Raw genomic sequence first — 25,581 nt, forward strand, 5'->3', positions numbered from 1 at the left:
GGACTATTCCGCGATCTCAAATACCATCGACACGGAAGTTTCCACCGTTATCTCACCGGCGGCGATTGGAAGTCCGCCAGAATCGGCCATCGACATCTCAGCCATACGCATCATTGGTCGACCGCCTCCACCGTGATCGTTGATGGCAACGACTTTGCCGAGCGAAATACCCGCCGCATCAGCCAACTGTTTCGCCTTGTCCATTGCGTCAGCAACCGCTTTGACGCGCGCATCAGCCTCCAACGGCTTTGGATCCTGCATTCCAAAGCTCAACCCGTCAAAATCATTTGCACCGTCGCGAATGACCGCATCAAGTATGCCTCCCAAACGATCAAGATCGCGAATCCGAACGACAACCCGATTCGACGCGACAAAGCCAGTTATTCTGGGCTCCTGATCATTCTGGCCATGACGCCCAGCCCAAACCGGGGACAGAGATAGATCACGTGTTTGGATGTCACGCTCCTCGATCTCTAGTTCCAAGAGCCTGTTCAGAATCGCAGTCACGGCATCTGATGTCGCACGCATTGCCGCGGCAGCTTCGGTGTTCTGGTTGGTAACGCCTAACGTGATAGTCGCCATATCTGGCGCTGCCTCAGCTGTTCCGGTTCCGTTGACCGTGATACGGCCTTCATCTGCGCGCGCCAATCCTGCAGCTGTTGCCAACAAAACTGCAATAAGAAAAACCAATATCCTCAAAACACTTTCTCCTGTTGTTTCAGTCATAAAGATGGGTGCGCGGGGCTTTGCCGGACAAGGGGAGATTTGGTGTTTTTCTTTCCCTCGGCGACATCCTGCTCTAATCTCGGCACGTGGACACGATACCGTCTGCACATGATCTGAGGTTTACGGTATTTCCAGAGCATGAAACCCGCATTTGCTTTGCTGTTGTCGGTCGACAAGATCACGTTGCTGCACCGAGCCGATCAGGGCTGGTTGCGGGTCGGGGATGTATTCGCCAGCGATCCCGACCTCACCGCTGTTCTGGCAACTCTATTGGAGAAGGCCACGTTGCTCGAACTGGACACACGCTGCAAGGTGGTGCTTCCCGACGATCAGATCAGATATCTGACGATTGATACCGGTTCGGCCTCCGTTGACGAAAGACAGGTCCTGATTGAATCGGAACTTGAATCCGCGACTCCGTATCGGCTGAACGATCTGGTCTTTGACGCTGCAGAAGAGGGAACGGTTACGCATGTCGCCGCAGTCGCCAAAGTCACACTGAGCGAGGCAGAGGCATTTGCCAGAAAGCACCAGTTTCAACCAGTCAGCTACGTTGCATTGCCCAAACCAGATATGTTCCCACATGAACCGTTCTTTGGAGCAGCTTTGGGATTTGACGAACCGATCGAGCCAGACGACGATCGAATCGAAATAGTCGGGGAAGCCTCTATTCCGCAATTTGAAATTTCTTCGGATGCACTTTCCCAGAACCGAGAAATCTCTGTTCCTTTAGTCCAAGGCCCCGTCGGACCGGCAACAGGGCGACAAGACACCGTAGGATTCACATCGTGCCGACGCCCAAATCTACCCGAAGTCGAACAGGAAAACACAGGAAACAGCGCCGAGCCAACTCCAACAAAACCCGTAGAAAAACCGCACACTACTAAACTGCAGCGACCGCACCAACCTACAATACATCCGATCGCCGACTCGGCACCAGCTGCGGTATTTCAGGCGCCAATCGTGCCGAAATCACCGCCGAATGAGGCGGAGAGATTGACAATCTTCGGCGCAAGAAACTCAGGGCGCAAAAATCGTCTTTTAGCGATTACGGCCATTGCCGCATCAATGTTTGTCGTCACAGGTTTGGCGGGTTGGCTTGTAGTTGGGACCAGCACTGGTCCCGATCCCGTTCCTGACCTCCAGAACCCGCCATTAGAAGTATCCGAGCGGATCAACCCTGCCGATCCCGATGAAGGGCCACATGTGGTTGTCGATCAGGGCATTCCCGAAACGGCGGGAACGCCGGTGTTATCCGTCACAGACAGCGCAGTTCTCGACGCTTTGCGGGTCGAACCCCAGTCAGTTGATGTGGTTGACGTCAATCCAGAAGTAGAAGACTCACTTTATGCAGAGAGTGGTGTCTGGAGTGACGATCCGTTACCGCCTTTGGATCCTGAGATCGACACGTCCCTTAATGATCTTTACGTGGCCTCAATCGATACCGCCGACCTGTCGCAAGATGCCATCGCTTTACCTGATGCAGATTCGTTTAATACCGACTATCCTCTTGGTCAGGTAAGCCTCCCAGGCACGGCTGGAGCGAAATTTGAACTAGACTCTCGAGGGCTGGTGACTGCAACGCCCGAAGGAACGCTCAATCCGGATGGGGTGATAATCTATTTGGGACGGCCCTCGACCGTACCGCCGCCGCCACCCGAACGGACTGAATCCAAACCGGAAATAGATGAAACCCTAGTTCGCCTTGGCGGGTTCAAGCCGAAGCTGCGCCCCGATACACTTGTAGAGAATAGTGAACGCCAGCAACTTGGTGGGCGCTCGGTCGAAGAATTGGCCGGGCTGCGCCCCAAATTACGCCCTGAATCCCTCCAGACCGATCCGACGATTGACAACGCACCAACAGCTCTTGCTGTTGTTGTCGCTTTGAAACCAAAGGTCCGCCCGAAAGGTCTGGCACCTGTAACGGCCTCAGTGTCCGCGGCAACAAACAGCACACTTGGAGCGTCAGGCGGTCAGGACAGTTCTGCATCTTCCGACGAAGCAGGCAGTTTTGCAGCAATATCCGTTACGCCGAAAATCCCTTCAACAGCATCAGTTGCCCGTCAGGCAACGCTAGACAATGCGCTCAACCTTCGGCGTCTCAACTTGATCGGCGTATATGGAACCCCGGCCAACCGTCGAGCTTTGATCCGACTGCCGAGCGGGCGGTACAAAAAGGTCAAAGTCGGCGACCGGATCGACGGCGGGAAGATCGTCGCCATTGGCGACAGCGAATTACACTATCAAAAAAACGGCCGAAAAGTAACGCTGGACATGCCTAAAGGCTGAGTTCCCGTCTTTCTCTTGTAGAATCCCCTTGATGCTGCCTATCGAAACCTTGTCTCGCAGAACTCGCACCGAGGTGCAGACAATGGGGAAGTGGCTGTCGTGTTCTGGAAGTTCTGCGCGACCATTCCGTTTGTTTGACTGATCACGTTGGTACTGCAGACGTCATAAAATAGCCCATGGCTCCGTCGCAAAAAAACGCCACGCGAGGGAGCGCGACGCTTTTCTTTTTCGGGCCTGTTTTTCCAGCCCGCGTCCCATATCTGTCTATTCCGCAGCGTGAATCTCACCAGTTTCGATCTGCTCGCGCTCAATTGACTCGAAAAGCGCCTTGAAGTTGCCCTCACCAAATCCGTCATCGCCTTTTCGCTGGATGAACTCAAAGAAGATTGGGCCAATTACGGTTTTCGAGAAAATCTGAAGCAGAATTTTGGTCTCACCGCCGTCAATCACGCCTTCCCCATCGATCAGGATACCATGTTTCATCATTCGATCCTTGGGTTCGCCATGACCCGTGACACGTTCATAGGACATGTCATAATAGGCCTCGTTCGGGCCGGGCATGAATTTCAAACCCTTGGCCGCGATTGCGTCTGTCGAATCGTATATATCATCAGTACCCACCGCGATGTGCTGGATCCCTTCACCCTTGTACTTCTTCAGATAGGCCACGATCTGGCCCGTTTCGCCGCGGTCTTCATTGATCGGGATGCGGATGCGGCCACATGGCGATGTCAGTGCGCGACTGAACAACCCGGTAAACTTGCCTTGAATGTCAAAGAAACGGATTTCCTTGAAGTTGAACAGATCGCCATAGAACTTGAACCACTTGTCCATGTTGCCCTTGAAGACATTGTGAGTCAGGTGATCGAGGTAATAGAACCCGTCGCCACGCGGTTTGGATTGCTTGAGCCACTCGAACTCTGCGTTGTAGGGTGAAGTATCGTAGTATTGGTCGATGAAATATATCAGAGAGCCACCAATGCCCTTGATGGCGGGTACATTCATTGTTTTGTCGGCGGCATCATACGGCTCGGCACCTTTCGAGACTGCATGCTCATAGGCGTCCCGCGCATCCGCAACACGCCAAGCCATCGCCGGGGCGCATGGGCCGTGTTCCTCGACGAATTTTGCAGCAAAGCTGTTCACATCGGCATTCAGGATATACGTCACGTCGCCTTGCTGCCAGAGTTCGACCAAGGGCTTGTTCTTGTGGCGGGCTACCAGTTCAAACCCCATCTTGGAAAACAAATCACGCAGTTCCTGCGGTTCGGGATGAGCGAATTCGACAAACTCGAACCCATCCGTGCCAGCGGGGTTATCAGCGCTGATAACAGACTTGGGGGCATTGTGTGGAAAGGGGCCCATGCGGCTTCTCCATGTTAGGACGGGTTCAATTTAGCTGATTCGAGAATACGCCTTTCTAGATGCTAGTTTTGCGCAATTTTTAGCTTACCCAGATGTTTACACGCGCGTTTCGCGCACTATCATTCAGAAAAAAGAGAAAATGACGCACATGCTGGATTCTATAGACTCGAAACTTCTGGCAGCACTGCAAAAGAACGCTCACCTAACCTCACATCAGTTGGGAGAGATGTTGAATTTGTCGCCTAGCCAGGCAGGTCGCCGCCGACAAAGGCTTGAAGCAGAAGGATACATCACCAACTATGCGGCCAAACTGGATCCCTTGAAACTAGGCCTGCATGTTCAGGGCTTTATTCAGGTGCACCTTGGTACTCACGGTCCTGACCAGTCCGCCGGATTCGCCCGCATGGTCCATTCGCGACCAGAGATCACCAGTGCCTGGACGATGACCGGAGAAGCGGATTATCTCCTACACGTCTATTGCGACGATCTTCCTGCTCTCAATCGGTTGCTTCACGAGGTAATCCTGCCCCATCCTGCAGTTGCGCGGGTACAAAGCCAGATCGTTATGGACCAATTGAAACGGGACGCTCCCCTGCCTATTTGAACGCCGGAAAGGGCACCAATGGAAAATTTCCTCTACCAGGCTTCGATTTATCTGGCGGCGGCGGTAATAGCGGTACCGCTTTCGGCACGTCTGGGATTGGGATCGGTACTGGGCTATCTGGCCGCCGGCATTGTCATTGGACCGATTCTGGGGTTGGTCGGCGCAGAAACAGCCAGCCTCCAGCACGTTGCCGAGTTCGGTGTCGTCATGATGCTGTTCCTGATCGGCTTGGAGCTTGAACCCAAAGCACTTTGGGATATGCGCGACAAGCTTCTGGGGCTTGGCGGGCTCCAGGTCGGGGTATCTTCGCTTGCGATCATGGTGGTAGCTATGATTGCCGGACATTCGTGGTCGATCGCCTTGGCCGTCGGGCTGACGCTGTCCTTGTCGTCGACGGCCATCGTGCTGCAGACCCTTTCGGAAAAGGGACTGATGCAAACCAATGGCGGGCGGGCGACATTTTCCGTGTTGCTCACGCAAGACATCGCGGTCATTCCCATCCTCGCCTTCCTTCCATTGCTCGCCATCAGCCCTGGTGCACGGATACAAAACGACGGTTCCATCAGCCGCGGAGGTAGTGATAGCGGCCATCATCAGGCCCTTTCACTGGTAGACGGCTTGCCGGGCTGGGCAGTGACCTTGGTAACGATTGGAGCGATTGTATTTGTTGTTCTCGCTGGCGTCTATCTAACCCGACCCTTGTTTCGCTTCATTCACTCCACGCGGCTGCGCGAAATGTATACGGCCCTGGCGTTAATGATCGTGGTAGGCATTTCTTTCCTGATGACGTTGGTTGGGCTGTCTCCTGCACTCGGTTCATTTCTTGCTGGCGTGGTTCTGGCCAGTTCTGAATTCCGCCATGAAATGGAAAGTGACCTTGAACCCTTCAAAGGCCTGCTGCTGGGGCTGTTCTTCATTACTGTCGGCGCAGGGATCGACATCGCCTATTTCTTCCGCGATCCGTTGGACCTGATCGGGCTGGCGTTACTGGTAATACTGGCCAAAGGTATCATTCTCTACGTCGTAGGTCGTGCATTCAAACTCAAAGGGCGGGATCGCTGGCTTTTCACCCTTGGATTGGCCCAAGCAGGTGAATTCGGTTTCGTTCTGCTGGCGTTTTCCACCAAACAAAACGTCATTCCGCCAGACTTGTCGCAAAAGCTTCTGATGGTCATTGCCCTGACTATGCTGATCACACCGCTTTTGTTTATTGTCTACGACATCCTGTCTCGAAACATGCGGGACAAAATCCCGACACCCGAACCAGACAAGATCGACGAAGCAGGCCCGGTAATTATAGCAGGCATTGGGCGGTTCGGGCAGATCGTTAATCGGTTGGTACAAGCCAGTGGTTTCAAGACCATCGTTTTGGATCACAATATTGAAACGATCCAGTTGATGCGTCGCTTCGGAGTCAAAGGCTTTCTAGGAGACCCGACCCGACCGGAACTGCTACGTGCAGCCGGGCTCGCAAAAGCACAGGTTCTGGTGGCAGCCATGGATGATCCGAAGATGGTGACGCGTCTTGTGACATACGCCCGCAGACAGCGACCTGACCTGCACATTATCGCCCGTGCCCGTGACCGCAATCACGTCTACGAACTCTATCAGGCCGGGGCTGACGACATCGTTCGCGAAATGTTCGACGGGGCATTGCGCGCAGGACGCTATGTTCTAGAGAATGTCGGCCTCAGTGAGTACGAGGCCGCGCAGGCTGAAAAGACATTCTATCGCCACGACCGCAACACGATCCGGGATTTGGCGGATCTGTGGGTACCCGGCATGCCGACCGCCGAGAACAAGAAATACATCGAACGGGCTCAGCTTCTAGAGAAAGACCTCGAAACCGCGCTTTTGGAACTAGCTGAGGAACATGCCAAGAAAACTGCTTGATCGTCACCCGACGGGTCAATGCTAATGCGGCCCGCCCTAGACAGACAGGCGGTTCAACCGTCCGATACACCTGCTTCGGCAAAAGTCGCCATACCTGAATGGCATGCGACAGCGCTTTTCAGAATGTGTATGGCCAGCGCCGCGCCCGACCCCTCGCCCAATCGAAGACCAAGGGACAACAGCGGCTCCTTGTTCAGGTGTGCCAAAACTGCGCCGTGTGCGCCCTCGGCGCTCTGGTGCCCGGCAACGGTATGATTCAGCGCACCAGGTACCGTGTATTCCAGGCACGCCGCGGCCGCCGAACAGATAAAACCGTCCAGGATGACGGGAATGCGCAACACCCGCGCGGCAGCGATTGCACCAGCCATCGCCGCGATTTCGCGTCCACCTAGCCTACGCAAGATTTCGATGCCATCCCCGCTGTCACCATGCAGGGCAACACCTTCGGCCACGACGCGTGTTTTATTAGCAAGTCCAGCATCATCGACACCGGTGCCGCGCCCGGTCCAGTCTACAGCTTCTCCACCAAACAAGGCACAAGCAATAGCAGCCGCTGGTGTCGTGTTTCCGATCCCCATTTCACCTACAACCAGAAGATCCGAATTCGGACTGACCGCATGCCAGCCGGTCCGCAGCGCCATCAAAAGGTCGTCTTCAGACATCGCGGACGCCTTGGTAAAATCTTCAGTCGGCCGATCCAGTTCAAGCGCACAGACATCCAACTTTGCGCCCGCTGCCTTTGCCAACTGATTGATCGCAGCGCCACCATGCTGGAAATTCAAAACCATTTGCTCGGTCACTTCCGGTGGAAATGCCGACACCCCTTGCACCGTAACACCGTGGTTTCCTGCAAATACGATGACCTGTGGCGCTTCGATTACTGGCCGTGCATTCCCTCGCCAACCAGCATACCAGATGGCCAGTTCTTCCAGCCGCCCAAGCGCCCCCGGCGGTTTCGTCAACTGCCCATTGCGTTCTTCCGCCCCTTTGACCGCTTCGATATCTGGACCAGGCGCATCGGAGAGAAATGCACGAAATGAATTCAAATCGGAGAGTTCGGGCAGCATGGAAAGCCTCGTTGCATCGGAGTGGTGCTGCGTGTTTAACCACTGCATCCGTTGCCGCAACACCCCGAAAGGCCTGGATGTGACAAAAAACGACACGAAAGCTTTTTTGCTGTGGGATGTTGTCCTTGCACTCGTCCTGCTGACACGCCTGCCGATTCCAATGCTCCCTGACTGGGTGCTTGCTCGTCAGAAGCGAGCCGCATGGGCATTTCCAGTTGTGGGCCTGGTTCTGGGGGCGCTGGCCTGCACTGTCGGCCAGATCGCAGTCGCCATCGGGCTTTCATCGTGGGTGAGCGGCGGTTTGGTTGTTGCGGTCCTGATCCTCTGCGCGGGCGCGATGCACGAGGACGGCTTGGCTGATACCGCAGACGGGTTATGGGGCGGTTTTTCCCCAGAAAGACGGTTGGAGATCATGAAGGACAGCCATATCGGCACCTATGGGGTCCTGGCGCTGATCCTGTCCCAGTTTCTCCGGATCTCGGCTGTTGCCGCACTCATAGCCGCAGGAGCCTTGTGGTCGCTTCTCGCGGCGGCAATCTGGTCGCGGGCCTTGATGCCAATCTCAATGGGAGTTTTGCCCAATGCTCGAATTTCTGGTCTCAGCCATCAGGTTGGACGACCCTCAAAAGCCACTTGGATAGCTGGTCTGGGAGTTGCGCTAGTTTTTTGCTTTGTCCTGGGTGGTACTGCATTCCTGCTCCCTGCACTCTGCGCAAGCGCCACGGCATTTGCACTCGCAGTGATCGCCAAATCAAAAATCGGCGGGCAGACGGGTGATATACTCGGGGCTACGCAGGCACTCAGCGAAATCGCTTTTCTTTTGGCACTGGCGGCGCAAACCTGACTAAAGACACATGATCAGGGCATTACCGCAACCACAAAAAAAGACCGCCCGAAACGGGGCGGCCTTTGTCTTATCATGGCTATGTTACGCAGCGCGCGAAGTCAGGACATCATCCACCTGCTTGGCAGCCGACATCTCATCCCCGCCGGATACAGCGGCGACCTCACGAGTTAACCGTTCCAGTGCAGCTTCATAAAGCTGACGCTCTGAATAGCTTTGCTCGCGCTGGTCATCAGTTCGGTGAAGGTCGCGAACCACTTCGGCGATCGAGATCAGATCTCCCGAGTTGATCTTTTGCTCATATTCTTGCGCGCGACGAGACCACATGGCGCGTTTGACCTTGGCTTTACCCTTCAGTGTCTTCATTGCCTGACTAATCACATCGGGTGAACTGAGCGATCGCAGGCCGGACTCGGTTGCCTTGTTGGTCGGCACACGGAGGGTCATTTTGTCCTTTTCAAAGGAAATCACGAACAGCTCGAGTGTGAACCCGGCGACTTCCTGCTCTTCGATCGACATGATCTGTCCAACGCCATGCGCCGGATACACAACATACTCGTTCGGGCGGAATTCGAGCTTCTTCGACTTTGTCATTCACATTTTTCCTTGGTTGGAGACCGACATGCAGACGACGAAAACAGCCATTCGGGGCATTGGTTCAGCCCCGGCTGGCGGTGTCCATGTCACTAATTTACAACTCCAAAGCATACACACTTACGGAGCACATCCCGATCTCTGTCATCTTGTGACACCAACCATACCATAAAAATCCGACCACTGGAAGTTGACCCAGCGTAATACGCAGGGAAGCACTTTGTTTTCAAGGATCCGACAATGGTACTCTTGTATCACTTCATGACGATCAACGCCGAATCACTCAACCACCTTCGCCCGGCGTTTCGGAGAAATACTTCTCCATTTTGCCTTCTTCTCCGTCACGTTCCTCGGCATCTGGCAGCGGATCCTTCTTGGTCACAATTACCGGCCACTGCTCGGCATATTTGCGGTTGAACTCGACCCACTGCTCCATCCCCGGTTCGGTGTCAGGACGAATTGCGTCGGCAGGGCATTCCGGCTCACACACTCCACAGTCGATGCATTCATCGGGGTGAATGACCAGCGTGTTTTCACCTTCATAGAAACAATCCACAGGGCAGACTTCGACGCAGTCGGTATATTTGCAGCCAATACAGTTTTCGGTGACAACATAGGTCATGGTCGGAATCCCGTTTACACTTTGGCGACTAGCTAAAACAGACTTGCCCGCTCTTCAAGGGAAGATCACCCCTCATCAGGTCGAGAAAGATCAAGCTTGCGTCGATCCTTCTTAGTTGGGCGTCCTTTTCCTTCGAATTTCGGATTTGCCTGAGGTTCGTCCCACTTTTCCGACAAATCCTCGTACAACGTTTGTGCCTCAGGCGCTGGACCACGCCTTGTACCCAAGGCCGCAATACGAACGACGCGAATATCCCGGCCCTGGGCGAAGGTGAGAACATCGCCAAGTCCAACGCCATAGGCAGGTTTTAGTACCCGGCTTCCATTTACGCGGACGTGGCCGCAGCCAACCAACTTGGCAGCCAGACTGCGCGTCTTGAAAAAACGCGCATGCCAAAGCCATTTGTCGATACGAAGCTTGGCCTGAGCCTCGCCCATATCTGGTCAGTTACCTTCCTTGAGCGCCATCAGCGCAGCAAAGGGGTTGTCCGGATCGATGGCTTTTTCTTTTTTCGGAGGACGGGAAGAGAAGGTCTTGGCACCCTGCAGAGGTTTGCCGCCTTTTTTTCCTTGCGGCTTCCCTCGTCCATCCTGAGGCTTTCCGCGTGGTTTGCCTTTGCCCTGACCCGTGCGCTGCTCCCGGCGTGGCCCGCGGTTGGTTTGACGCTGGCGACCCCACACAAACGTATAAAAAACCTCATTCTCGGGCTCACCCTCAGTCGGAAGGGCGGCTACTGTCTCAGTGACCTCTGCGACCTCTGTTATTTCCGAAGGTTCAGAGTTCTCTGCCTCTACGGCCGCGCTTTCTTGCTCTTCTGCAGCCTCCGCCTGATCTGGCGCTTCCGTCGTCGTAGCAGGCTCTGAAACGGTCTCCGTTGCAGCTGGCTTGATCTTGGGGCGCTCGCCGCGCTCGGCACTATAGCCCAGCCCCTTCATCAACTCGGCAAACTGATCCAATGTCATACCAGTGATCGAAAGCATATCGGCTTTGGCTTCGAACCCGCCCCGGCTGTCCTCGGAACGCAGCATATCCGCCAGACGCTCCAGCATGTCGATGCGAATCGAACGTTCGCCTGCTACGCGATAACCGCACACGGTGTCGTAGCCATCTGGTGCATCAATTGCAGTAGGAACAGTCACCAAACCAGGCGGCGGCGCCTCGGGGAATTCCTGCAAACCTTCTGCTAGTGACCACAAAACCAGCCTCAACCGCGTCGGGGCGGGTTTCAGCAACAACGGCATAAAGATGGTGAATTGTCCGAAGCGGATACCATGTTTGCGAAGTGCGCCGCGCGCGTCCTGGTCCAGATCCTTGACCTCTTGCGCAACCTGAGCACGCGGGAGAATCCCAAAGGCTTCGACCATTCGGAACGCAAACCCGCGTGCTAGCCCGGTCAACTCCTCATCCCGCGACAAGGTCAAAAGCGGTTCAAAAAGCGCAGAAATTTTTCGGTCAATGAAATGCTGCAAACGGCGTTGTACCTTTTGCTGCACATCCGGGCCTGCAGCCTCATCCACAAACACTTCAACCTGCGGTTTGAGCGGTTCGGCACCCGAGACAAGTTTGCCTACGGCGTACTCGCCCCACATAAGGCCACCCTGTTCGGTGAAATCAATCTCAGTATCGGGAGAATTGTAGAAGCGGTCGGCGCGTAGATGGAATTGCGGTGCCAGAGCCTGCAAAGACGCCGATTTCAGTGCCTTCGCTTCGGCCCCTTGTGCGCTTTTGTCCGGGCTGAACCGGAAGCCTTCCAAACGACCAACGAATTCTCCTTCGACGGTCACTTCACCCTTGTCATTAACCTCGGCCAAAAGGGCCTCCTTCTGCTTGAGCCGGCGCAACAACACGGAAGTGCGCCGATCCACAAATCTTTGTGTCAAACGTTCGTGAAGAGCGTCTGACACCCTGTCTTCTACAGCGCGCGTTTCGGCGCGCCAATGCGATTCGTCACGAACCCAGCCATTCCGCTGGGCGACGTATGTCCATGTGCGAATATATGCCAGTCGTCTGGAAAGTGCATCTATGTCGCCGTCAGTTCTGTCAATACGGCGGATTTGCCGCGCCATGAAGTCCTCATGAATGGCGCCGTGCTCGTGCAGATTGCCGTAGATAACCTCTAAAAGGGTGGCATGTTCAGCATGGCTGATGCCTCGAAAGTCCGGAATGCGGCATACATCCCACAACAACCGAACCGAAGAGCCATCGCTGGCGCGCGCAGCTACCTCAGTCACTTGGGAAAGAGATTTCAACACGTTAAGATCATCGGCAGGCCGTGCCTTGATCAGATGGTCGCTGTCCGGAGCAACCTCAAGAGAGGTGATTAAAGTGTCAATCGAGCCGAACCGCAGAGCCTCGTTTCGCCAGTTCAGCTTTTTGAGAGGCGCAAAGCGGCTTTCCATTATTGCCAGGGCCACACCTTCTTCCATCTGTGGCGCCTCGCCTGTAACGCCAAATGTACCGTCTGACATTCCGCGCCCTGCCCGGCCGGCAATCTGTGCCAACTCATTCGGTGCCAAGGGTCTCATTCGCCTTCCGTCAAACTTGCTTAGCGCCGAGAAAGCTACGTGATTCACATCCAGATTCAGCCCCATGCCAATGGCATCTGTCGCCACCAGATAGTCAACCTCGCCATTTTGGTAGAGCGCTACCTGTGCGTTGCGGGTGCGCGGGCTAAGGGCCCCCATCACCACGGCTGCGCCACCTTTCTGTCGGCGCAGCAATTCAGCAATGGCATAGACATTCTCAACCGAGAAACCGACAATCGCACTGCGCGGCGGCATCCGGCTGATCTTTTTGGAACCTGAATATATCAGTTGCGACATACGTTCGCGGCGCACGAACTGTGTTTGCGGGACAAGTGCGGTGATCGGGCCGCGCATGGTGTCGGACCCCAGAAACAGCGTCTCGTGTGTACCCCGTGCGCGAAGCAACCGATCTGTAAACACATGCCCTCGCTCAGGATCCGCACAAAGTTGGATTTCATCCACTGCGACGAAGTCCGCTCCCATTCCTTCCGGCATCGCCTCTACTGTGCAGACCCAATACTGAGCACGCGGCGGCACGATCCTTTCTTCGCCCGTCACTAGCGCCACAACCGATGGCCCGCGAATCGCAACGATCTTGTCAAAAACCTCACGCGCCAATAGACGCAGCGGCAGACCAATCACCCCGGTGCGATGCCCCAGCATCCGTTCAATGGCATAGTGTGTTTTGCCTGTGTTGGTCGGGCCCAGAACAGCCACGATTCGGGTTGACCCGTTCACCTATGCCCCCTGCCCCGCATCCAGGGCGATCTAGAGTGATTTGCCCGCCACCTGGGGCTTCAACCGATTCACGGCTTTGGTTACTTCCTCGTGGCTGGGATGTATAGCCAACGCACGCGAATAGATGTCGAAGGCTTTTTCTGGCTGGTTCAAGGCCTCAAAGATCAACCCCAAACCGAAAATCGCGTCATAGTGATTGGGATTAAGCGCCAGCGCCCGCTCGAGATCTGACAGCGCCAAACCGTATCGCTGCAACCCAAAAAACGCGGATGCGCGAGCATGCCAACCTTCGGCAAAATCGGGCGCGTGATCTGTTAGGGCAGTCAAATGTTCAATAGCGGTCTCAATATCACCGATTTCCAACGCTTCGCGACCTCTTTCAAGCAGGAAATCGGCCGAAGCAGACCCTGACTTGGCCCAAAGCGCCTGCAACTGGCGATCAATATGAATCGACTGCACCGGATCGGCCAGCAACAACTCGCCCAGCAACTTGGCTTCATCGCTTGAATCCGAGTCCTGCGCCACGCTCATTCCGGAAAACGTGACTATGAACGCGATTGCCGCGACGATAGGTTTGAGATTGGGATATTCAAAGCTCATAACAAGAGTCACTGTAGCGTGGCGTCAGAGTAAGTCCAATCACGGCGCCGTATCAATATGAGGAAAAAATGAACGACGTATTAGAGAAGGCCGCGGCCGCACTGAACGACAAACTGGCGGGCGGCGCTTTCGGTGCTTCAGCAAAGTTTTCTATTGCAGAAATGGGTTCGATCGTTCTGGACACTGACGGAGCGCGCGTCAGCGACGAAGATGCCGACGTGACCCTAAGTGCCGATGCCGACACATTCGAACAGATTCTCAGCGGTGAACTGAACCCGACAGGCGCATTCATGTCAGGCAAGCTGACAATTGACGGCGATATGGGTGTCGCGATGCAACTGGCATCGGTTCTAGCCTGATGACCCTGTCGCCGGCCCCCTATTTTTCCGACGTGGCCGGCGAACCAGCTGGCGGGTACGCCCATTGGGTTCAGACGTCTGACGGCATCCGTATCCGCGTAGGCCTCTGGCGGCCTGACGAGGTTCCGCACGGAACTGTACTGATCTTACCGGGTCGCACCGAATACATAGAGAAATACGCAGACGCCGCGCGTGAATTCGTCAGACGCGGATTTGCCTGCCTTGCCGTGGACTGGCGTGGACAGGGGTTGGCGCAAAGACTGCTTAGCGACCCACGCATCGGGCATGTAGGTCATTTTTCGGACTACCAAAAAGACCTGTCGGCTGTCCTTGATCTGGCTTTAGAACTGGCATTGCCCAGACCCTGGTATCTGGTTGGCCACTCGATGGGCGGCGCCATCGGACTGCGCGCGGTCATGGAGAGCGACAGCTTTTCAGCCTGCGCCTTTACCGGGCCGATGTGGGGGATTTTCTTTACCCCGATTATGAAACCACTCAGTTGGGTGACGGCTTATTGGGGACCAAAATTCGGCTTGGGGCATAAAACGCCGCCTACGACGTCGCTGGAGAGTTATGTCGTGACACAGCCGTTTGAAGGTAATGTACTAACGCGCGATCCGGATATGTATCAGATGATGAAGGACCAGTTGGCAGCCCATCCGGAACTGGCGCTTGGGGCACCGTCTACGCTTTGGCTGCGCGAGGCGTTGACCGAGTGCGACTATCTGATGGCACAACCCGCGCCGGACCTTCCTTGCGTTACTTTTCTCGGCAGTCATGAACAAATCGTTGACCGGAAAGCCATCCGGGCGCGGATGGCGAATTGGCCTAAGGGTACTTTGGTTGAGATTCCAGGCGGTGAACACGAGGTACTTATGGAATCCCCCGAAGTCAGAGGTCCGGTGTTCGATAAGATCGCCTCAGTGTTCCAATACGAAAACTCAATTGAAGGGCTGACGCGCCCCAATATGCCTCGCTTGTGATCTTCTGTCGTCACGCTTAGATGTGTGCAACGCAGTTTCATGAGGTGTTCAATGCTCAACCTTCCCTTTCCTTTACAAGATGCCAATGCCAACGGAGGAACAAAGGATCTTGGCGATTTGCCGGAATGGGACCTGACGGACCTCTACACGTCGAAGGATGCCCCCGAACTGGCACGGGATCTGAACTGGCTGGAAAAAGAATGCCCATCCTTTGCTGCAGATTATGAAAACAAGTTAGCAGGTTTGGATGCCGATCAACTGCTACTCTGCGTCCAACGAAACGAAAAAATCAGTTCTATCGCCGGGCGGATCATGTCGTTTGCCGGCTTGCGGTACTATCAACTTACCACCGATGCTGAACGCGCGAAATTTCTGTCAGATTGCCAGGAACAGATCACCGTCTTCACAACGCCGCTGGTCTTTTTCACGCTGGAGCTGAATCGGATCGAAGAAAAGACGCTTAAGGAGCATTTCTCGGCCAATGCAGAGCTAGCGCGCTATGAACCCGTCTTTCGCCGTATTCGCGCGATGAAACCGTATCAGTTGTCGGATGAACTGGAAAAATTCCTGCATGATCTCGGCGCGGTCGGTGATGCGTGGGAGAAGCTGTTCGACGAAACCATTGCCGGGCTGACCTTTTCCGTCGATGGCGAGAGCCTGAACATTGAAGGCACTCTGAACCTGCTCACCGAGCAGGACCGCACCAAACGCGAGGTTGCGGCACGAGAACTGGCTAGTGTCTTCGCAGACAACATCAAGACCTTCGCCCGTGTTCACAACACCCAGGCAAAGGAAAAAGAGATCATAGATCGCTGGCGCAAGATGCCGACGGCGCAAACAGGCAGGCACCTGTCAAACGACGTGGAATCCGAGGTAGTCGAAGCCCTGCGCAAAGCGGTGGTTGCCGCCTATCCCAAGCTCAGCCACCGGTACTATGAGCTAAAACGTAAATGGCTGGGTCTGGACAAGATGCAGGTCTGGGACCGCAACGCTCCGCTTCCGATGGAGGACACGCGTGTCGTCAACTGGGCCGAGGCTGAAAAAACCGTAATGGAGGCATATAACGCCTTCGACCCACGCATGGGCGAAATCGCATCCCCATTCTTTTCAAAAGGTTGGATCGACGCCGCCGTCAAACCCGGTAAGGCCCCCGGCGCGTTCGCCCATCCGACCGTGACCGAGGTGCATCCTTATGTGATGCTCAACTACTTGGGCAAGCCTCGCGATGTGATGACATTGGCCCACGAGTTGGGGCATGGCGTGCATCAGGTTCTGGCTGCCGGACAAGGCGAAATGTTGTCATCGACTCCGCTGACACTGGCCGAAACCGCCAGCGTATTCGGAGAGATGTTGACCTTCCGCAAGATGCTCGAAAAGGCTGGAACCAACGAGCAACGCAAGGTTCTGTTGGCCGGCAAGGTTGAGGATATGATCAACACTGTCGTCCGACAGATCGCATTCTACGACTTCGAGTGCAAACTGCATGAGGCGCGCCGTGGAGGCGAGCTCACACCAGACGACATCAATGCACTATGGATGAGCGTGCAGGCAGAGAGCCTTGGCCCCGCATTCGAGTTCATGGACGGGTATGAAACTTTCTGGGCCTATATCCCGCATTTTGTGCACTCGCCCTTCTACGTCTACGCTTATGCATTTGGCGATGGTCTGGTGAACGCGCTCTACACGGTTTACGCCGAGGGCAAATCCGGCTTTGAAGACCTCTATTTCGATATGCTGAAAGCGGGTGGATCGAAGCACCATAAGGAGTTGCTGGCTCCTTTCGGCCTTGATGCAAGCGATCCCAAATTCTGGGACAAGGGCCTGAACATGATATCGGGCTTCATTGACGAGTTGGAGGCGATGGAAGAGTGAACAAACAAGGGCGTTGGGCTGCGCTGAGGACGCGTCTGCGCCCTGCCCTGGTTCGTATCCGCCGCAATGTGCCGCGTGGCTTGAGGATTGTCGTGGGTTTTCTACTCATTCTTGGAGGAGTTTTGGGTTTCCTGCCTGTGCTCGGATTCTGGATGATCCCGCTGGGTATTATGGTCGCGGCGATGGATGTCGATCTCTTTCGCCGCTGGCGACGACGCAGAAACCACCGTTAACTCATTTCAGCTGGCTGTCTTTGGATCCTCGGCGGTTGATGCCACCGCGGGCCTTGAATGCGCTGTCCCTCTCTTGCTGACAATCTATACACAGCTTTACTCCAGGCTGGGCTGCTCGACGTTGTTCAGAAATTGGCTCTTCGCATTCAGCGCAATGTGTCAGGCTCTTGCCTACAGGACGTTTATGCGCTTGCATTCGCGCCAGTTCGTCGTTGATCGACGCCTCTATCTGTTCGCTCACCGCGCCGTCGCGCGCCCATCCACCTGCCATATCGCTCCTCCCTTGCGTCATTCATGCTTACAGGCTTTCAAGGCCGTTTCAAGCTGGTGACGAAACCGACGCCAAGTCAGGCTTTATTTGCGGTGACACCCAGTTACTGTGAAGTGTCAGTGACGGAGGGCAGTGATGCGCAGATTTCTGAAATTGCTTGGCGGTCTGTTCATCATAGTTGTTGTGTCCAGCTTCATTGTTTTTTTCGGGTTTCTTCCAGCCTATGTTGAAGACACACGTAACAGCGTGATCGACCACGCGCCTTATCCGGTTTCCGACGCGGGCGCTACGTTGCATGAGACGCTGATCGTTGGGGATCTGCATGCCGATCCCCTGCTCTGGAGCCGAGATCTAAACAAAGCCGGCACTCGCGGGCAAGTAGACGTTCCGCGACTAGCCGAAGGGAACGTTGCACTGCAAGTCTTTACCGCAGTTACCAAATCACCCGCCGGCCAGAACTATGACAGCAACTCATCAGATGCTTTCGACAACATCACCTTACTCGCTATCGCTCAAATGTGGCCGCTGCGGACCTGGGCCAGCTTGAAAGAGCGCGCAATCTATCAAGCCGAGAAATTACATAAGTTCGAAGCTGAATCTGATGGCCGCCTGAAGATCATCAAGTCAACCGCAGATCTGGACGCGGTTTTGAACGCCCGCGCCAACGGGGAAATGGTTATCGGAGGCGTATTGGGGATAGAAGGCGCTCATCCCCTAGAGGGCGATCTCGCCAATCTTGATGCAATCTATGATGCCGGGCATCGGGTGTTTGGCCTTCAACACTTTTTCGACAATGACTTGGGCGGCTCTTTGCATGGGAAGTCGAATTCCGGATTGACCGACTTTGGCCGTGCGGTGGTTGCGGAGTTGGCGCGGAGGCCAGTGCTAATCGATCTGGCCCACTCCAGCCCACAAGTCGCACGAGAGGTTTTGGCCATGACGGACATTCCCGTGATTGTCAGTCATGGCGGACTGCATGGGCACTGCGCGGTTAAACGTAACTTTCCCGACGAATTGATGCAGCAGATTGCAGCCACTGATGGCGTCATCGGAATGGGTTATTGGGCCGAAGTGACCTGTGGTGATAACTCTCCCGCCGGGATAGCAGAGATGATACGGGTCGCTGTGGCAACTGTGGGTGAAGACCACGTGTCGCTGGGATCGGATTTTGACGGATCGGTCGAAACGGCATTCGACACATCCGAACTCGCAGCGCTGACGTCTGCACTTTTGGACGAAGGGTTGACGGTACCTCAGATCCGCAAGGTTATGGGCGAAAACATGCTACGTGTTTTGCGCACAAGGTTGCGTTGAACATTGGAGTCGGCAGCACCTTCAAAATTCCCCCACCAAGTCTTAAACCTGTTGGGGGTACGGAGTCACCAGCGCCCAATCAGATACCGTTGAGCATGCCCTTTTCACGGGCAAGTTCGCGCATTTTCTTTTGCAGTTTTTCAAAAGCCCGCACTTCAATCTGGCGAATGCGCTCTCGGCTTACATTGTATTGCGTGCTCAGATCCTCCAGGGTCACCGGCTGATCCATCAGGCGGCGCTGGGTGAGGATGTCTTTTTCACGGTCGTTCAGAACATCAAGGGCCGCAGCCAGAAGTTCGCGCCGCGCCTCCAACTCGTCACGCGCCTCATAATCTCCGGCCTGATCCGCATCTTCATCTTCCAACCAGTCCTGCCACTGCATGGCGCTGTCGCCTTCGGTGCCGACAGTTGCGTTTAGTGATGCATCCCCGCCTGACATGCGGCGGTTCATGCTGATCACGTCTTCTTCAGACACTCCAAGATCGTTTGCAATCTGCGCGACATTTTCCGGGCGTAGGTCGCCCTCCTCCAACGCACCGATACGGGCCTTGGCCTTGCGAAGGTTGAAGAACAGCTTCTTCTGCGCTGAAGTCGTGCCAAGCTTGACCAGCGACCAGGAGCGCAGAATGTACTCCTGGATCGATGCGCGGATCCACCACATCGCATAGGTCGCCAGACGGAAACCCTTCTCAGGATCAAACCGCTTTACGGCTTGCATGAGACCGACGTTGGCCTCGGAAATCACCTCGGCCTGTGGTAAGCCATAACCACGGTATCCCATTGCGATCTTGGCCGCCAAACGCAGGTGGGACGTCACCATCTTGTGAGCGGCCTCAGCATCCTGCTCTTCGACCCAACGCTTGGCCAGCATGTATTCTTCTTCCGGTTCAAGTAGAGGAAACTTGCGGATTTCCTGCATATAGCGGTTCAGGCCGCCTTCCGGCGTCGGGGCTGGCAGATTTGCATAATTCGCCATGTCCGTGTCCCTCCAGACTTCAATGTTTAGTCATTTAACATAGGATATGGGTCGTGAATACTTCCCTTTCAAGGGGCGGGTTAACAGTCTGTTCTTAAACTTTCATTAAGGAAAGATAAGTTTCCGAGGATCACAGTGATTTGCGCATTATGACAATGGTTCGCGCAACTCGGAAATTAATGTCTTCATGTCCTTAGGTACTGGCGATTCAAACCGCAGAGCTTTGCCTGTTACCGGATGTTCGAACCCCAGAACAGCCGCATGCAGTGCCTGACGCGGGAAATTCCGAACTGCTTCGACAGCTTCGCATGCAAACGACTGTTCCGGCAACTTTCTCTTACCCCCATAAACGGGATCGCCAACCAGCCCATGCCCCGCATGGGCCATGTGCACGCGAATCTGGTGCGTCCGACCTGTCTCAAGCCAGCATTCGACCAGCGCCAGAACCGGGGGAGCACCGAATACCTCGACCACCCTAACCCGGGTCACCGCGTGACGACCGCCATGAAACAGAACCGCCTGTTTCTGCCTGTCAGTCTTGTGACGTGCCAATTGCGTGGTCAGACGCAAAATGTTGCCCGGCTCGAAGCTTGCTCCTTTGACGCCCCGCAGACGCGGATCACTTCTGTCAGGAACACCATAACAAACCGCCCGGTAATAGCGTTCCACGCTGTGCGCCTCGAACTGGGCCGCCAACCCGTGATGTGCAGCGTCCGATTTTGCCACAACGAGTAACCCGCTTGTATCCTTGTCGATCCGATGGACGATACCTGGGCGCTTGACACCGCCAACCCCAGACAACTTGTCGCCACAATGATGCAGCAGAGCATTTACTAGCGTCCCGCCAGGCGATCCTGGCGCCGGGTGAACAACCATTCCAGCGGGCTTGTTGATGACGACTAGATCTTTGTCTTCATAAACGACGTCCAACGGAATATTTTCCGGGCCTATGTGGCTGTCTTTGGCATCTTCGATCACTATAGAGATACGACTTCCTTCAGCTACACGTGCCTTGGCATCCAAAATAGCAGCACCATCGACCGAAACCGCCCCGCTTTCGATCAGACGGGCAAGACGGGTACGCGACAGGTTGGCCTGGTCTGGCACATCCCGCGAAAGCGCCTTATCAAGGCGGGGTGGCGGAGACGCCGCAATTTCGAACTCAATCAGGCGGGTACCCATGACTGTCCCTTCCGAACCGCAAGAACCGCTGGAAACGCCACAACTTAAACTCTTGAGGCGTATGGTCATGTTACTGACGGCGGTAATGATTGGCGGGGTTGTATTGACATTTGCGCTGATTGTCATCCGTTTGTCCGATCGCACCCCTAATTTGCCGGACGAGGTCGAATTACCCGGCGGCGCTCGCGCTCAGGCCGTGACCATCGGGAACAACTGGTATGCGGTGGTGACGGATGACAACCGGATCATGATCTTTGACAAAACGACAGGCAATCTGAGACAGCAAATCGAGGTCGAATGAAACCGCAATAGCTTGTGCGTCGATACCCTATAATCGAGAGATGGTACCGCCTCCCTGGCTTGAACAGGGGACCTCTGGATCCACAATCCAGCGCTCTAACCAACTGAGCTAAGGCGGCACTTGTGAGGGGCGATGTACCCAACGCGTCCCGGGATTGCAAGAGGGTTATAGCTGAATTCTCCAGCTTTGTTCGATCAAGTCGACCCCAAATGAACGCACAGATTTGCAGGCTTCTAGCTGCCAGCCAAAGGCCGCATAAAGCCCACAGGCCGCACGGTGGCTTTCATGCGTCCAAAGCACCATTTCGCTGTATCCGGCCTCGCGGGCGAACCCCATGCAGGTACCAAGTAGACGTTTGCCTAACCCTTTTCCGCGCGCTTCAGGAACCAAAAGGAAAAGGCGCAACTTTGCCACGGCATCACCGGCAGAGACACAAAAAACGCTTCCTAGTCGTTGCCCATCGACTTCAGCGATCCACCCCTTTTCACGATTGGGATCGTTGCAAGCGATGAACTCCTCAAGGATGCTTGCGACCAACGGCGCAAATGTATCGTCAAATCCTTCTTCACGAGCATAGAGCGTTCCGTGGCGTTCCACCAACCACGGAGCATCTTCGGGGCGAAATCTGCGAAGCGACACATCTGACATGCCTCATAAGACCGCAAAGGGCGCTTGATTCTCAACCCGCTGCGGGCTAGCACGAATACTCAATTCCGGAGGCCGTCATGGGCATCAATACCGAACGCGACATCGAAGCGAATTTGCAGATCGGGCCGACCGATCAAGGCATGGTGCGCCTGTTCATCGAGGCGGGCGACCTTGAGGTTCCGATGGACTTCGATCCGGAAGAAGCCGAAGAAATCGCAGAAGAAATCCGCGCGGCGGCGCAAGCGGCAAGAAGCGTTAAAAGCTGAACAGCTACAGCTTCGGATCTCGCAGAGCGCGCAACCGTCGAGCTGCGTCCATTGCAAACTTCTGGATCATTTTTTTGCGACGTGGGGGCGCAACCTTTTCTTCCGGAGCCATTCGGATGATTTCGGCATCATAGGCATCCGCGATGATCAGTCCCGTATCCCGGGGCAGCATTTCGGTTGGGAACTCGATATCGACGGCCCAAAAAAAACGATCGCACCATTCCAAATAACCGTGCCATTTCGAATCTGCCTGATAGTCGGCCCGACTGGACTTGCACTCGATCACCCAAAGCTCTCCCTTGGGGCCTAACCCCATCACGTCAACACGGAGCCCACGTGCAGGAACAAATTCTTCAACAGAAACAAAACCATGAGTCGATAAGTGTCGCGCCACACCGCGCGCAAGTCTCTGGCCTGGTTGTAAATCGAGAGTCATGCTGCAAGGGTGAACAATAAGTGAACAAAAAGCAAGTCCGAGTGAGCTTGGAAAATCTTAGCGCCTACCCTCTTGTGCAATCTCACTGCAAAGCCTACTTAGGCTGTCGGCGGGTTCTACCCTTCTCGTGTCAGGCAGTATTCCGGTGGCCTTAACCATTTCCGAGGGGGCTGGCTCTGTTCAGGTCCTGGCCTGATTACCTGGCACCCACCTGTACATGCAGGTCCTCGGGAATCAACGCCCCACGGTTGTCTGGTGGTCCCGCCACTTTTCCATTTCCGTAAATAATTCAGCGCCTTTCGCTTGCCTTTTGCTTCACAAAGGCGGGTTTCAAACCTGAAGCAATCGGCGTACCGCCCCGAGGTTTGTCAGGTTTCTCGGCCATACTCATGATCTTCCAGGCAAACTGAACACCAGCAAAAACAACGCCATTCATGAACCAGATCATACCCAAGGCCATCGGTCCAACTTCTGATCCAAGGATCAGGCCGCGCAAGTTAGCCACATTCAGAGCCAGGAGCACGCCAACGAAGATCGCCGACAAGATGAAACCAATAAGAACCTGTGTGATATAGAGACGGACGAGTTTCGGCATGCTGTGTCTCCTTGCACCATGACATTCAATCTAGCGCATATGAAGCCAAGGTAAAGCGCGCACCTGCATGTCAGAAAGACTCTGGCTTGGCTTCTCGTGCCATATGATCCAGCACAGCGTTCACGAATTTAGGTTCCTTGCCATCCGGGAAGAAGGCCCGAGCAATTTCCACGAACTCGTTGATAACGACCTTTGGTGGTGTATGGCTTTGTGTGAGTTCCGCTCCTGCAGCGCGGAAGGCTGCCCGCAGCGTCGGGTCGATCCGCGAAATCGGCCATTTGGCTACGAGCGCCCGGTCAGTCATCTGGTCGATTGCAGCCTGATAGTTCACTGCGTCATCCACCAGTCTGCTGAACAACGAGACATCACCCGCAATCATCTCGTCGCCCTCATAGATAGCTCCGAAACGGTGGTCCAGAAATTCACGCACCACTTGTTCGGTGGTTTGACCGGATTGCTCCATCTGGAATAACGCCTGCACGGCATAAAGTCGTGCCGCGGACTTCATCATGCGTTTCCTGCTGCCCGGTTTGGGCGCTTCTTTGGTATTCATGCCGTCGAGGGTCCGTTGCTGTCGCCCGCCACAAGGTTGGACTCGGACGGCGGCTTGAACCCGACGCCCTTCTTCGAAGCGCCCCATTTACGGCTGAGCGCGATCAGATGCAAGGCCGCAGCCGCAGCCCCTCCCCCTTTGTTCATTTGTTTGGTGTCTGCGCGCACAATGGCCTGTTCGCGGTTCTCAACCGTCAGTATGCCATTACCAATACAAAGCCCCTGCAACCCCATCAGCTGAAGCGCACGGCTGCTGTCATTGCATACTGTGTCGTAATGCGTGGTTTCCCCCCGGATCACGCAACCCAGCGCGACATAGCCATCAAAGTTACGCTGGCGATCGGCCATGGCGATAGCCGTCGGCACTTCCAAAGCCCCTGGAACCTCCGCGACTTCCCAAGTCCCTTTCGCCGCTTCGATCTCTGCCCTTGCACCCGCAATAAGATCGTCAGCGATATCCTTGTAGTAGGGTGCCACAACGATGAGAAGTTTGACCGGATCGTCGAATTCCGCGCGCGGCAACGTATAGTGGGTTTCATGTCCGGCCATTTCAGTCATCCTTTAGGATGGGGCGGGTGCCGACAATGGAAAGACCAAAGGCATCCAGACCCAGATATTTTGTTTGTGGAGAGTCGGTTAGCAGGATTAGTTCGTGAACACCCATCTTCGACAGTATCTGTGCGCCCAGACCGGTTTGTTTAATCGTGCGCGGACCTTCGTCCTCGGTCGCATAGAGAGAATTTCGAGGTTGCCGAAACAAGCAAACGACTCCGCGTCCTTCCGCCGCGATCTTTTCCATGGCGCGGGGCAGTTCTTTGACTGATTTCACACCTATCCCAAGAACGTCAGACGCCTCATGCAACGCGTGGGTCCGGGTCAGTACAGGTCCCGGAGTCGAGATGTCTCCCTTGACCATTACCACGTGCTCAATACCATGAGTCTGGTCCGTGAATAACCGCAATTCCCACTCGCCACCATATTCCGATTGCACCAACTCGCGCGAGGTCTCGACCACCAGATTGTCATTGCGCGCGCGATAGGCAATCAGATCATTGATGGTGCCAATTTTCATTTCGTGCTGTTTCGCGAACTCAACCAAATCCGGCAAGCGTGCCATCGTGCCGTCTGGCTTCATTATTTCGCAAATGACGCCGGAAGGGTTCAGACCAGCAAGTCGGGATATGTCCACCGCTGCTTCGGTATGGCCCGCTCGCACCAACACGCCACCCCGCTTGGCGCGCAATGGAAAGATGTGGCCCGGCGTCGCCAGATGCGCCATCGTGTTCAGTTCGTTGATCGCTGTCGCTACAGTCAGTGCTCGGTCACTTGCTGAAATACCCGTGCTGACGCCTTCGCGGGCCTCAATCGAAACGGTGAAAGCGGTTTCGTGCCGGGATGAATTGTTGACTGCCATCATCGGCAACCCCAGCCGGTCAATCCGCTCGGCAGTCATCGGCAAACAAATCAACCCGCGCCCATGGGTCGCCATGAAATTAATTGCATCAGCATCCGCAAACTCCGCTGCGATCACCAGATCCCCTTCGTTCTCACGATCCTCGTGGTCAACCAGGATATACATACGACCCAACCTGGCCTCATCGATGATCTCCTCAATGGGGCTGATCGCATCACGCAACTGGGCCTCGACTGGACCGGGTGTTTCAAAGCTCATGTGGCAGCCTTTCGCAGCGCAAGTCTTGCCGGGCGGGAATAGACCACAACACCG

27 protein-coding genes and 1 tRNA gene are annotated in these 25,581 nt (G+C 55.1%); 10 read left to right on the forward strand and 18 right to left on the reverse strand.

The window, feature by feature from the left end; translation table 11 throughout:
* Positions 1-3: 3 nt before the first annotated feature.
* Positions 4-726, reverse strand: a complete 723-nt coding sequence (locus tag AC2FLX_RS03725; RefSeq protein WP_496875379.1) for an SIMPL domain-containing protein — start codon at positions 724-726, stop codon at positions 4-6.
* Positions 727-864: 138 nt separating this feature from the next.
* On the opposite strand from AC2FLX_RS03725, the gene AC2FLX_RS03730 reads away from it, so the two are divergent.
* Positions 865-3,015 (forward strand): hypothetical protein, encoded by a 2,151-nt coding sequence (locus AC2FLX_RS03730; RefSeq protein WP_496811401.1) that lies wholly within the window; start codon positions 865-867, stop codon positions 3,013-3,015.
* Positions 3,016-3,279: 264 nt separating this feature from the next.
* Here the strand turns inward: AC2FLX_RS03730 and hppD are convergent, their stop codons facing one another.
* A complete protein-coding gene (hppD, locus tag AC2FLX_RS03735) occupies positions 3,280-4,380 on the reverse strand; it encodes a 4-hydroxyphenylpyruvate dioxygenase (RefSeq protein WP_496743937.1) in 1,101 nt (366 codons plus the stop codon).
* Positions 4,381-4,528: 148 nt separating this feature from the next.
* Between hppD and AC2FLX_RS03740 the strand changes: the two genes are divergently transcribed.
* Complete coding sequence (locus AC2FLX_RS03740; RefSeq protein ID WP_480750006.1) at positions 4,529-4,984, forward strand: Lrp/AsnC family transcriptional regulator; 456 nt, start codon at positions 4,529-4,531, stop codon at positions 4,982-4,984.
* A gap of 18 nt (positions 4,985-5,002) precedes the next feature.
* Complete coding sequence (locus AC2FLX_RS03745) at positions 5,003-6,877, forward strand: monovalent cation:proton antiporter-2 (CPA2) family protein (RefSeq protein ID WP_480749880.1); 1,875 nt, start codon at positions 5,003-5,005, stop codon at positions 6,875-6,877.
* 53 nt (positions 6,878-6,930) lie between these two features.
* Here the strand turns inward: AC2FLX_RS03745 and cobT are convergent, their stop codons facing one another.
* A complete protein-coding gene (gene cobT, locus AC2FLX_RS03750) occupies positions 6,931-7,944 on the reverse strand; it encodes a nicotinate-nucleotide--dimethylbenzimidazole phosphoribosyltransferase (RefSeq protein WP_496811402.1) in 1,014 nt (337 codons plus the stop codon).
* Here cobT and cobS point away from each other — a divergent pair.
* Positions 7,943-8,788, forward strand: coding sequence for an adenosylcobinamide-GDP ribazoletransferase (gene cobS / locus AC2FLX_RS03755; RefSeq protein WP_496811403.1), 846 nt, complete (start codon positions 7,943-7,945; stop codon positions 8,786-8,788). The genes cobT and cobS overlap by 2 nt on opposite strands.
* Positions 8,789-8,872: 84 nt before the next feature.
* On the opposite strand, the gene AC2FLX_RS03760 is transcribed toward cobS, so the two are convergent.
* From AC2FLX_RS03760 to AC2FLX_RS03780, 5 genes are all read right to left on the reverse strand, one after another.
* The gene (locus AC2FLX_RS03760; RefSeq protein ID WP_496743945.1) at positions 8,873-9,382 is read right to left on the reverse strand and encodes a CarD family transcriptional regulator; all 510 of its coding nucleotides are present in this window, start codon (positions 9,380-9,382) and stop codon (positions 8,873-8,875) included.
* Positions 9,383-9,665: 283 nt separating this feature from the next.
* Positions 9,666-10,004, reverse strand: coding sequence for a ferredoxin FdxA (fdxA, locus tag AC2FLX_RS03765; RefSeq protein WP_480749877.1), 339 nt, complete (start codon positions 10,002-10,004; stop codon positions 9,666-9,668).
* Between the two features lie 65 nt (positions 10,005-10,069).
* Positions 10,070-10,441: an RNA-binding S4 domain-containing protein gene (locus AC2FLX_RS03770; RefSeq protein WP_496875380.1), complete on the reverse strand. Its 372-nt coding sequence runs from the start codon at positions 10,439-10,441 to the stop codon at positions 10,070-10,072.
* Positions 10,442-10,447: 6 nt separating this feature from the next.
* Positions 10,448-13,267, reverse strand: a complete 2,820-nt coding sequence (locus AC2FLX_RS03775; RefSeq protein WP_496811222.1) for a helicase-related protein — start codon at positions 13,265-13,267, stop codon at positions 10,448-10,450.
* Between the two features lie 30 nt (positions 13,268-13,297).
* Positions 13,298-13,867: a tetratricopeptide repeat protein gene (locus AC2FLX_RS03780; protein WP_480749874.1), complete on the reverse strand. Its 570-nt coding sequence runs from the start codon at positions 13,865-13,867 to the stop codon at positions 13,298-13,300.
* A 68-nt stretch (positions 13,868-13,935) separates the two neighbouring features.
* On the opposite strand from AC2FLX_RS03780, the gene AC2FLX_RS03785 reads away from it, so the two are divergent.
* The 3 genes from AC2FLX_RS03785 to AC2FLX_RS03795 are packed head-to-tail and all read left to right on the forward strand — an operon-like array spanning position 13,936 to position 17,081.
* Positions 13,936-14,226 carry an SCP2 sterol-binding domain-containing protein gene (locus tag AC2FLX_RS03785; protein ID WP_496743950.1) on the forward strand — a complete coding sequence of 97 codons (291 nt, stop codon included), beginning with the start codon at positions 13,936-13,938 and terminating at the stop codon, positions 14,224-14,226.
* A complete protein-coding gene (locus AC2FLX_RS03790) occupies positions 14,226-15,209 on the forward strand; it encodes an alpha/beta hydrolase (protein ID WP_496811221.1) in 984 nt (327 codons plus the stop codon). The genes AC2FLX_RS03785 and AC2FLX_RS03790 overlap by 1 nt, the downstream gene beginning before the upstream one ends.
* 51 nt (positions 15,210-15,260) lie before the next feature.
* The gene (locus AC2FLX_RS03795; protein WP_496811220.1) at positions 15,261-17,081 is read left to right on the forward strand and encodes a M3 family oligoendopeptidase; all 1,821 of its coding nucleotides are present in this window, start codon (positions 15,261-15,263) and stop codon (positions 17,079-17,081) included.
* A gap of 234 nt (positions 17,082-17,315) precedes the next feature.
* On the opposite strand, the gene AC2FLX_RS03800 is transcribed toward AC2FLX_RS03795, so the two are convergent.
* A complete protein-coding gene (locus AC2FLX_RS03800; protein WP_496811219.1) occupies positions 17,316-17,585 on the reverse strand; it encodes a DksA/TraR family C4-type zinc finger protein in 270 nt (89 codons plus the stop codon).
* Positions 17,586-17,720: 135 nt separating this feature from the next.
* Here AC2FLX_RS03800 and AC2FLX_RS03805 point away from each other — a divergent pair, with 135 nt between their 5' ends.
* Positions 17,721-18,899, forward strand: a complete 1,179-nt coding sequence (locus AC2FLX_RS03805; protein ID WP_496811218.1) for a dipeptidase — start codon at positions 17,721-17,723, stop codon at positions 18,897-18,899.
* 79 nt (positions 18,900-18,978) lie between these two features.
* On the opposite strand, the gene rpoH is transcribed toward AC2FLX_RS03805, so the two are convergent.
* Entirely contained in the window at positions 18,979-19,875 is an 897-nt protein-coding gene (rpoH, locus tag AC2FLX_RS03810; RefSeq protein ID WP_480749867.1) for an RNA polymerase sigma factor RpoH, read from the reverse strand.
* Between the two features lie 147 nt (positions 19,876-20,022).
* Positions 20,023-21,057 (reverse strand): RluA family pseudouridine synthase, encoded by a 1,035-nt coding sequence (locus AC2FLX_RS03815; protein WP_496811217.1) that lies wholly within the window; start codon positions 21,055-21,057, stop codon positions 20,023-20,025.
* Here AC2FLX_RS03815 and AC2FLX_RS03820 point away from each other — a divergent pair.
* Positions 21,056-21,358, forward strand: a complete 303-nt coding sequence (locus tag AC2FLX_RS03820) for a DUF6476 family protein (protein WP_480749865.1) — start codon at positions 21,056-21,058, stop codon at positions 21,356-21,358. The genes AC2FLX_RS03815 and AC2FLX_RS03820 overlap by 2 nt on opposite strands.
* Positions 21,359-21,399: 41 nt before the next feature.
* Here AC2FLX_RS03820 and AC2FLX_RS03825 read toward each other — a convergent pair.
* Both AC2FLX_RS03825 and AC2FLX_RS03830 read right to left on the reverse strand, forming a co-directional pair.
* A tRNA-His gene (locus tag AC2FLX_RS03825) sits at positions 21,400-21,476 on the reverse strand.
* A gap of 47 nt (positions 21,477-21,523) precedes the next feature.
* The gene (locus tag AC2FLX_RS03830; RefSeq protein ID WP_480749864.1) at positions 21,524-22,006 is read right to left on the reverse strand and encodes a GNAT family N-acetyltransferase; all 483 of its coding nucleotides are present in this window, start codon (positions 22,004-22,006) and stop codon (positions 21,524-21,526) included.
* Between the two features lie 77 nt (positions 22,007-22,083).
* Between AC2FLX_RS03830 and AC2FLX_RS03835 the strand changes: the two genes are divergently transcribed.
* Positions 22,084-22,272 carry a DUF6324 family protein gene (locus AC2FLX_RS03835; RefSeq protein ID WP_480749863.1) on the forward strand — a complete coding sequence of 63 codons (189 nt, stop codon included), beginning with the start codon at positions 22,084-22,086 and terminating at the stop codon, positions 22,270-22,272.
* 4 nt (positions 22,273-22,276) lie between these two features.
* On the opposite strand, the gene AC2FLX_RS03840 is transcribed toward AC2FLX_RS03835, so the two are convergent.
* The 5 genes from AC2FLX_RS03840 to ribB form a co-directional block, all read right to left on the reverse strand.
* Entirely contained in the window at positions 22,277-22,708 is a 432-nt protein-coding gene (locus AC2FLX_RS03840) for an MmcB family DNA repair protein (RefSeq protein WP_480749862.1), read from the reverse strand.
* A gap of 289 nt (positions 22,709-22,997) precedes the next feature.
* Positions 22,998-23,303: a hypothetical protein gene (locus tag AC2FLX_RS03845; protein WP_496811216.1), complete on the reverse strand. Its 306-nt coding sequence runs from the start codon at positions 23,301-23,303 to the stop codon at positions 22,998-23,000.
* Positions 23,304-23,373: 70 nt separating this feature from the next.
* Complete coding sequence (gene nusB / locus AC2FLX_RS03850) at positions 23,374-23,856, reverse strand: transcription antitermination factor NusB (protein WP_480749860.1); 483 nt, start codon at positions 23,854-23,856, stop codon at positions 23,374-23,376.
* Complete coding sequence (locus AC2FLX_RS03855; protein ID WP_480749859.1) at positions 23,853-24,404, reverse strand: 6,7-dimethyl-8-ribityllumazine synthase; 552 nt, start codon at positions 24,402-24,404, stop codon at positions 23,853-23,855. The genes nusB and AC2FLX_RS03855 overlap by 4 nt, the downstream gene beginning before the upstream one ends.
* 1 nt (position 24,405) lies before the next feature.
* A complete protein-coding gene (gene ribB / locus AC2FLX_RS03860; protein ID WP_496811215.1) occupies positions 24,406-25,527 on the reverse strand; it encodes a 3,4-dihydroxy-2-butanone-4-phosphate synthase in 1,122 nt (373 codons plus the stop codon).
* Positions 25,528-25,581: the final 54 nt, after the last annotated feature.

It is taken from the genome of Ruegeria sp. YKSF57, assembly GCF_059612585.1.